General features: G+C 66.2%; 9 protein-coding genes and 1 pseudogene. 6 read left to right on the top strand and 4 right to left on the bottom strand.

All coding sequences use genetic code 11. The features are described 5' to 3' along the window. Nucleotides 1-87: 87 nt before the first annotated feature. On the bottom strand, nt 88-675 hold the full coding sequence (locus DM995_RS15055) for a GNAT family N-acetyltransferase (protein ID WP_116969935.1): 588 nt from the start codon (nt 673-675) through the stop codon (nt 88-90). 4 nt (nt 676-679) lie between these two features. Next, nucleotides 680-1,819 carry a beta-ketoacyl-ACP synthase III gene (locus DM995_RS15050; protein WP_116969934.1) on the bottom strand — a complete coding sequence of 380 codons (1,140 nt, stop codon included), beginning with the start codon at nt 1,817-1,819 and terminating at the stop codon, nt 680-682. Nucleotides 1,820-2,103: 284 nt separating this feature from the next. Here DM995_RS15050 and DM995_RS15045 point away from each other — a divergent pair, with 284 nt between their 5' ends. Both DM995_RS15045 and DM995_RS15040 read left to right on the top strand, forming a co-directional pair. After that, entirely contained in the window at nt 2,104-2,928 is an 825-nt protein-coding gene (locus tag DM995_RS15045; protein ID WP_116969933.1) for an SDR family NAD(P)-dependent oxidoreductase, read from the top strand. After that, nucleotides 2,925-3,230 (top strand): annotated as a pseudogene (locus DM995_RS15040) (cupin domain-containing protein); the annotation flags it as partial. The gene DM995_RS15045 and the pseudogene DM995_RS15040, both read left to right, overlap by 4 nt. Nucleotides 3,231-3,336: 106 nt before the next feature. Here DM995_RS15040 and DM995_RS15035 read toward each other — a convergent pair. Further along, nucleotides 3,337-3,990: a LolA family protein gene (locus DM995_RS15035; protein WP_502696591.1), complete on the bottom strand. Its 654-nt coding sequence runs from the start codon at nt 3,988-3,990 to the stop codon at nt 3,337-3,339. Between the two features lie 102 nt (nt 3,991-4,092). Continuing rightward, entirely contained in the window at nt 4,093-4,260 is a 168-nt protein-coding gene (rpmG, locus tag DM995_RS15030; protein WP_023839125.1) for a 50S ribosomal protein L33, read from the bottom strand. A gap of 253 nt (nt 4,261-4,513) precedes the next feature. Between rpmG and DM995_RS15025 the strand changes: the two genes are divergently transcribed. The 4 genes from DM995_RS15025 to DM995_RS15010 all read left to right on the top strand — a co-directional run. Continuing rightward, entirely contained in the window at nt 4,514-4,855 is a 342-nt protein-coding gene (locus DM995_RS15025; RefSeq protein WP_116969932.1) for a hypothetical protein, read from the top strand. Between the two features lie 21 nt (nt 4,856-4,876). After that, nucleotides 4,877-5,440: a TMEM165/GDT1 family protein gene (locus DM995_RS15020; RefSeq protein ID WP_116969931.1), complete on the top strand. Its 564-nt coding sequence runs from the start codon at nt 4,877-4,879 to the stop codon at nt 5,438-5,440. Nucleotides 5,441-5,541: 101 nt separating this feature from the next. Then, nucleotides 5,542-6,009, top strand: coding sequence for a Dps family protein (locus tag DM995_RS15015; protein WP_116969930.1), 468 nt, complete (start codon nt 5,542-5,544; stop codon nt 6,007-6,009). Nucleotides 6,010-6,207: 198 nt separating this feature from the next. Then, nucleotides 6,208-7,747, top strand: a 1,540-nt coding sequence (locus DM995_RS15010; RefSeq protein ID WP_157973301.1) for a trypsin-like serine protease, incomplete at its 3' end; no start/stop codon positions are given.

Genomic DNA, 7,747 nt, shown 5'->3' with positions numbered 1-7,747 from the left:
GAAGAGGCATTCCATGACATTCAAACCAGTGTTGCACTTCAAACGTGAATCCACATTCCCGCGTTCGCGGGAATGACGCGGGGTGGTCTAAAGCTCGCGCGCCCAGAATTGCATCGGGTGCGGCGTCTCCTGCGTCTCGCCGATGTCGAGCCAGTCGAAGCTGGTCACCAGTCCCTCGACCTTGGCATAGCCGCGCTTCGTCCAGAAAGCGTCGAGCGGGCGATAGCCTGCCGGGCGCAGCCCATGATCGGCAGGCCGCTGCACCGCGCAGAAGGTCGCCACCCTCGCGCCTGCCGCGCGGCTCGCCGCCTCGCGATGATCGAAAAACGCATGCCCGATCCCCTGCCCGCGATAGCCGGGCAGCAGCACCGATTCCCCGAAGTAGAAGGTCCGTGCGATATCCCATCCCGCGGTGACAAACGGCGCCTTGAATTCGGGCTTTTGCGCAGCGAGCGGCGATGCGGTCGCGGCGCCCACGATTTCATCGCCATCGCGCGCGACGATCAGCGCGGCCTCGGGCGCGACGGCGAATTCGGCGAGATAGTCGCGCTCGTAATCCGCGTCGCCGGCATAGAGATAGGGCCATTCGGCGAAGACCGCGATGCGCAAGCGCGCCAGCGCGTCGATCGCTTGCTCGATGCGGTGCGCGGGCAATGTCTCGACCGTCACCGCCATCGCATCACGCCGCCTTGCGGATGACCACCGATCCGGCCGAATAGCCCGCGCCGAACGAGCAGATGATTCCGGTATCGCCGGGCTTCAGGTCCTCGTTGTTGAGGTGGAAGGCGATGATCGATCCGGCCGACGAGGTGTTGGCATAGGTGTCGAGCACGGTCGGGCTCTCGTCCTCGCTCGCCTCGTGCCCCAGCACCCGCTGCGCAATCAGCCGGTTCATCCCCGCATTGGCCTGGTGCAGCCACATCCGGCGCAGGTCGGTCGGGGCGATGCCGAGCCGCGCGATATGGTCGGTAATTAGCTCGCCGACCATCGGCACAACCTCCTTGAACACCTTTCGGCCTTCCTGGACGAACAGCTTGTCGGCGCTGTCGCGCGTCTCGGGCGCGGTGCGGTTGAGGAAGCCGAAATTGTTGCGGATATTGTTCGAGAAGCGCGTCTTGAGCTGCGTGCCCAGGATATCCCAGTGCCCGGCGGGCGCGAAATCCGCCGCCTCGACCAGCACGGCGGTCGCCACATCGCCGAAGATGAAATGGCTGTCGCGGTCGCGCCAGTTGAGGTGCCCCGAGCAGATTTCCGGGCTCACCACGAGCACCGAGCGCGCATTGCCGGCGCGGATGAAATCGGCGGCGGTCTGGATGCCGAAGGTCGCGGACGAGCACGCCACGTTCATGTCGAAGCCGAAGCCCTCGATGCCCAGCGCGTCCTGCACCTCGATCGCGATGGCAGGATAGGCGCGTTGCAAGTTCGAGCAGGCGACGAGCACCGCGTCGACGTCCTTCGCGTCGCGGCCTGCGCGCTCGAGCGCATCGCGCGCGGCGGCGACGCCGATTTCGGCGAGCACCGAAATCTGCTCGTTCGGACGCTCCTCGAAGCGCGGACACATTACGTCGACATCGAGGATCGAGGCCTTGGACAGCACCTTGCGCGCCTTTATCCCGCTTGCCTTCTCGATGAACTCGACCGAGCTCGGCTGCAGCGCGACCATCTCGCCCGCCTCGATTGCTGCGGCATGCTGCGCATTATGCTGCGCAACATAGGCGTTGAAACTGGCGACCAGCTCTTCGTTGCTGATGCTGTCTGCGGGGGTGAAAAGGCCGGTCGAGGAGATGACCGGGCGGGCTTGGTCGTAAGCGGAAGTCATGTATCCGTAGGGTCCTGCACTATAGCTGGAGCGGGTAGGCGTCTTACTGCCGCAACACGGTCTTGGCAAGGGTGCTACGGTGGGCCGACGGTTCAATCCTCCCCTGCAAGGGGAGGTGGCATTGCGAAGCGATGACGGAGGGGGGTCGCCGGTCCGTCATCGTGAACACCCCTCCACCCCCCGCTGCGCGGGCGGTTCCCCTCCCCTTGCAAGGGAGGATTTTTTGGTTGCCGAGGCGCGCTTCTCTCTCTTTGATACCGCAAACCCACACAGGAGCAGGATGCATGGAATATTCGGGCAAGGTCATCTGGATCACCGGGGCTTCGTCGGGCATTGGCGAGGCGCTGGCCGAAGCGCTGGCCGCGCGCGGCGCGCACATCATCCTTTCGGGCCGCCGCACCGATGCGTTACAGGCCGTCGCCGACCGGCTGCCGACCCAGAGCCTGGTGCTGCCGTTCGAGACCACCGACAGGGACGCGCTGCCCGGCATCGTCGAACGGGCGATCGCGTGGAAGGGTCAGGTCGATGGCCTCGTCAACAATGCCGGGATCAGCCAGCGCGCGCTCGCGGTGGACAGTGCGCTCGAGGTCTATGACCGGATCATCGCGGTCGATCTGCTCGCACCGATCTGGCTGACCCAGCTGCTGCTGCCGCACATGACCGCGCGCAAGGCGGGGATGATCGTCGGCATCTCCTCGGTCGCGGGCCGCGCCGGGGTGCCGCTGCGCACCGCCTATTGCGCCGCCAAGCACGGGCTGATCGGCTATCTCGACGCGCTGCGCGCCGAGACCGAGGTGCATTACGGGTTGAAAGTTCACACGGTTCTCCCCGGATCGATCCGCACTGCGGTCTCGGCCAACGCGCTGGCGGGCGACGGCAGCGCCTTCGGCCGCACCGACAGCGCGATCGCCAATGGCATGGACCCGGCGGAATGCGCATCGCGCATCCTGGCGGGCATCGATGCGGGCGAGCCCGAAATCCTGGTCGCCGAAGGGATCGAGGACATGATCGCCAAGCTGCGGCTGAGCGATCCGCTCAAGCTGTTCGAACTGGTCGGACAGATGGGGGGCCAGATGGCGGCCAAGCGCGACGAGGAGCTTGCCGGATGAGCGACGAAGCGCGCGCGCTGATCGAGACCCTGGGGCTGACGCCGCATCCGGAGGGCGGCTGGTTCCGCGAAACCTGGCGCGGTGCCGCCGGTGACGATGGCCGCGCGAGCGAGACGCTGATCTATTTCCTGCTCGACGCGGGGCAGCGCTCGCACTGGCATACGGTCGATGCGACCGAGATCTGGTGCTGGCATGCCGGCCACCCGATCGCGCTCGGCCATGCGCCAGGCGACGCCGGGCCCGTGCAATGGCATCGGCTGGGCGCGGATATCCTGGGCGGCGAGGCCGCGCAGTGCGTGATCCCGCCGGATCACGCGACGTTACCAGGACGCACCCTCACCCTCGCCGCTGCGACTAGGCTCCTTCGTCGCCAAGTCTCGCTGCCTCTCCCATCAAGGGAGAGGAAGTCTAGCGCCGCGGGCCCTTGGCGCGGGGATCGGTCCAGGCGAAGGCGGTGTCGGCCACCGCGACATTGTACTGCTGGCCCGAGAGGCGGATGGTGGTGCGCTTGTTCTGCGAATCGAGCGCGACCCAGCCGACCAGCGACAGGCCGCCGGGCGCAGAGCCGCTGCGGGTGAAGATCAGGGTGATGACGCCATATTCGGGGCGCTTGGGATCGCGCACCTCGACACTGACGACATTGGGATCGCCGGTCGGCACGACCTTGCCATAGCGGGTGAGATCGCGGCTGGGATCGAGCAGCGCGCCGAGCGGCGAGTTGCGAATCGGCCAGCGCTGTACTTGACGGACCTGATAGTCGATCATGGTGAGCGCGCGGCCATCGCTGACGATCAGCAGCTGCGCGTCCTTCTGATATTCGAAGCGGATGCGGCCCGGCTGCTTGAGCGTCAGCGTGCCGCTGAGCGTCTGGCCGCTGCGGTCGGTCTGGGTGAAGCTGGCGCGCATCGACTGCATCGCCTTCAGATGCCGCGAGACCTGCGCGAGCTCGTCGCCCTGGGTCGCAGCCTGACCGATCGCGGCGCTGGGCAGCGCGGCGGGCACGGCAAAGGCCGCGCTGGCGAGCAGCGCGGCGGCAAGGGATTTCATCGGCAGGTTCAGCATCGGGATCAGGCTTCCATAAAGCGGAAAATACGCCGAAACCCCTGGTCCGTTGCGATTGAACCGGCGTTGAATCGCCGGTTCATCACGCGCGGACCGGCCAGATCACTTGATCTTGGCTTCCTTGAACTCGACGTGCTTGCGCGCGACGGGGTCGTACTTGCGGAAGGTCATCTTCTCGGTGATGTTGCGCGGATTCTTCTTGGTGACATAGAAGAAGCCGGTGCCTTCGGTGCTGACCAGGCGGATCTTGACAGTGGCTGGCTTGGCCATGACCTGTTCCTTTGGGTTAGAAATCGGATGCAGAAAACGGCGGCTGCCGGCCCTGCAGAGAATCACAAACACAAAGAGCGGCACATGCGGCCGCCCTTCAAACGCGAAGGCGGCCCATGCCGGATGGCCGCTCGGTTGTCAAGCAGCGCGGCATTCCGGGCCGGCTCCCCGCAGCGCAAAAGGCACTTACCCGAAAATTAACCGATGCGTGCGAGCCTTGCGCAAGACCAGCCTCTTGCAGGAGCGTATCGCCATGCAGCCGTTTTCGCCCTCCGACCCCGCGCAGGACCGGCTGAAGCTGGCGCGCCAGCAATTGCGCATGCAGGCCGGGCATATCCGTGCGCTCGCCCGGCGCGTGGCGCGCAGCGAATTGCAGCGCGAACTCGGCAAGATGCGGCACATGGCAGAGGTCAACGCGCTGCCGTGTGTCAGCGATCTCGCCTATGGGCTGGAGCATCTGCTCGCCCAGGGCTGGAGCCGGACGATGGCGGCGCAATATCTCGACGCGATGGACGAGGCGATCGCCTGCGATTCGGGCGATGGCGAGATGCGCGCGGCGGTGCTGGCGTCGATTGCGGTACGCGGCGTGCGCTGATTGGCGCCAGTCCGGACGCCGATGGAGGCATTTCTTACCACCCTGTTGCTGACCGCGATCGTGCAGACGGGCGACCGCACGCAGCTGCTGTGCGCCGCGCTGGGGCAGCGCTTTGCCCGGCCCGGGCCGCTGACGATCGGCGTCGTGCTGGCGAGCGGGGCCATGGCGGCGATCGGTGCGCTCGGCGGCGTGGTGGTCGGCACCTGGATCAGCCTCGATGCGCTGCGGCTGTTCTACGCGCTGGCGCTGCTGTTCGCAGGGCTGGGCATGCTGGCGCCCCGGCGTCCGGTCGATACGCTGCCGGGCTGGCGCACCGGGCCGCTCCTGACCGGGCTGCTCGGCCTGTTCATCCTGCAGTTCGGCGACAAGGGCCAGTTCATCATCGCGGCCACGGCGGCGCGCAGCCATGACTGGGTCTGGCCGCTGATCGGCGGCTGGGCGGGGACGGTGCTGGGGCTCGCTCCGGCGATCATCTGGCAGGAAAGGCTCGCCAGCTGGCCCGTCCGCCCCGTGCGCATCGGTGCCGGGCTCCTCCTGACCTCGCTGGGGATCGCGCTCGCGCTCGGGGCATCCGGACTGGTCTGAAGCATCGAGGCACTCGATCAGCCTCAGCCGATTTTTCGTCATGGGAATCGCGCAAGACCAACCTATGTTAATCCCATCCGCTGCAAGAACAGGAGCACGTGATGGGAAACAAGAAGGGTGACAACGCCGGCAAGGCGCTCGCCGAGGCGATGAACGGCCTGCTGGCCGACGGCTTCGCGCTGTACCTGAAGACCAAGAATTTCCACTGGCATGTCGCGGGCCCGCATTTCCGCGAATATCATCTGCTGCTCGACGATCAGGCGACGCAGATCCTGGGCATTACCGACGCGATTGCCGAGCGGGTGCGCAAGAACGGCTTTCGCACGCTGACCTCGATCGGGGACATCGCACGCCGCAGCTCGATTTCCGACAATGACAAGTCGGGCGTCTCGGCCGAAGCGATGCTCAAGGAGCTGCGCGACGACAATCTCGCCTTTGTCGCCAAGCTGCGCGAGGTCAAGGAACTCGCCGGACAGGCAGGGGACAATGCCACCGACGGGATCGTCGACGACTGGACCGATCAGGCGCAGGAACGCGCCTGGTTCCTCACCGAAACGCTGGGCAAGTAACCGCCTCTGCCCCAATTCGACGCCGCCGATCCCCCAATAGCAGGGGGTCGGGGGCGTTTTGACGCCGTTTCTGTAACAAAATGTGTCAAAGCGGCAACAGATTGCCACAATCGGAACCAAGAACCACCGCCCGCGTTGCCTTTCGCTTCGCGCTGGCTAATTTCCCCGGTCAACACACTCGTTGAGCAGGGGAATTTCATGACCTTCAAGACCTCTCACCTTCACAAGGCGATTCTGGGCGGAAGCGCGGCGACGGCCATGGCCGTTGCGCTGGCTTCGGCCCCGGCGCTCGCCATCGTTCCGAACAACAACCAGACGCCGACCCAGATCATCGACAATGCGGGTGGCGTGAACGGCGTCGGCATGTTCTTCCGCAACGATGGCTTCGTCTGCACCGGCACGCTGATCAACCCGCGCACCGTGCTGTTCGCGGCGCACTGCGTCAACGACCGTCGCCAGACCGATTACAGCAGCATCGACGGCACCGTGCCGGCGGCCTTCTCGTTCAACGTCGATGCGCGTCCGGGCTTCCAGAACTGGGCGGCCAACGCCTTCCGTTCGAACGCCGCGCTGAACGTGTTCAACATCAGCCAGATCCAGTACGATCCCCGCTCGCTGCTCAACCCGCAGGGCCTGGGCTTCCTGGAAGGCGATATCGCGCTCGCCACGCTCGACACCCCGGCGGCGCGCATCCCGACCTGGGCGCTGCTGTTCTCGCCGCTGCCCACCCCGACCGCGATCGATCCGGTCCGCGGCACCGGCTATCATGTCAACATCACCGGCTATGGCCGCTCGGGCAACGGCACCGCAGGCGCGACGCAGGGCGTCGATTTCCGTCGTCGTGCGGCGGAAAACATGCTGGGCGCGCTCGCCTCGCTCGACGACCGCAACGACTTCCTGTTCGGCCCTGCCGCGCCCGGCACGCCGCCGCTCGGCCAGAACCTCTACAATCTCGATTTCGACGATCCGCGTCGCGGCACCGCCGGCGCCAACCAGTTCGACATCAACATCCACCGCGATGACGCTCTGGCACGCGAAGGTACCACCGCGGGCGGTGACTCGGGTGGTCCGCTGATCCTCGACGCCGCCAACAACACGCTGTCGACCAAGAACCTGCAGATCGGTGTGCTCTCGGGCGGCAGCCGCTTCTTCGGCGCGCAGGCGTTCAGCAGCTATGGCACCACCAGCTTCTACCAGCCGCTGTATCTCTATTGGGATTATATCGCCGCGACCAACCCCTATCGCTACGTCACCGCAGCCGCCGGCAACGGCAACTGGGAAGACGCGACGCGCTGGACGACGACGCTCGACCCCAATTACAACGTCATCAACGCCAGCGGCCAGGTGGTCAACGGCATCCCGACCGGTCTGGGTCAGGGCATCAATGGCGGTGACCCCGATTTCGGCCAGGTCTGTATCCAGGGTCTGGGGCTGAACGAGTGCCGTGACCTCGCCACGCGCCGTGACTTCACGCCGCCTGCGCGGACCACCGACGGCGCGGCCGTCGTTTCGGGCATCGGCCGCGCCGATCTCGCTGGTCAGCTGAACGGCGGTGCAGAGCAGGTGGCGCTGAACGCCGGCGTCGGTACAGAAACCGCCGCTGCCGCGACCACCGCTGCTTCGGCGACCCAGGCCGCCCCGGCGGCTGCGGTCACCACGCTGACGCGCGCGGACATGATCAATTCGCTGAGCGCAGGCGACAATGCCGTCGCCGGTCTGCAGAACCAGCTGGCAGCGG

This window comes from Blastomonas sp. UPD001 (assembly GCF_003426715.1).
GTDB lineage: Bacteria > Pseudomonadota > Alphaproteobacteria > Sphingomonadales > Sphingomonadaceae > Blastomonas.
The sequence above is the reverse complement of the archived record's forward strand: the minus strand, read 5'-3'. Positions and strand labels throughout refer to the sequence as shown.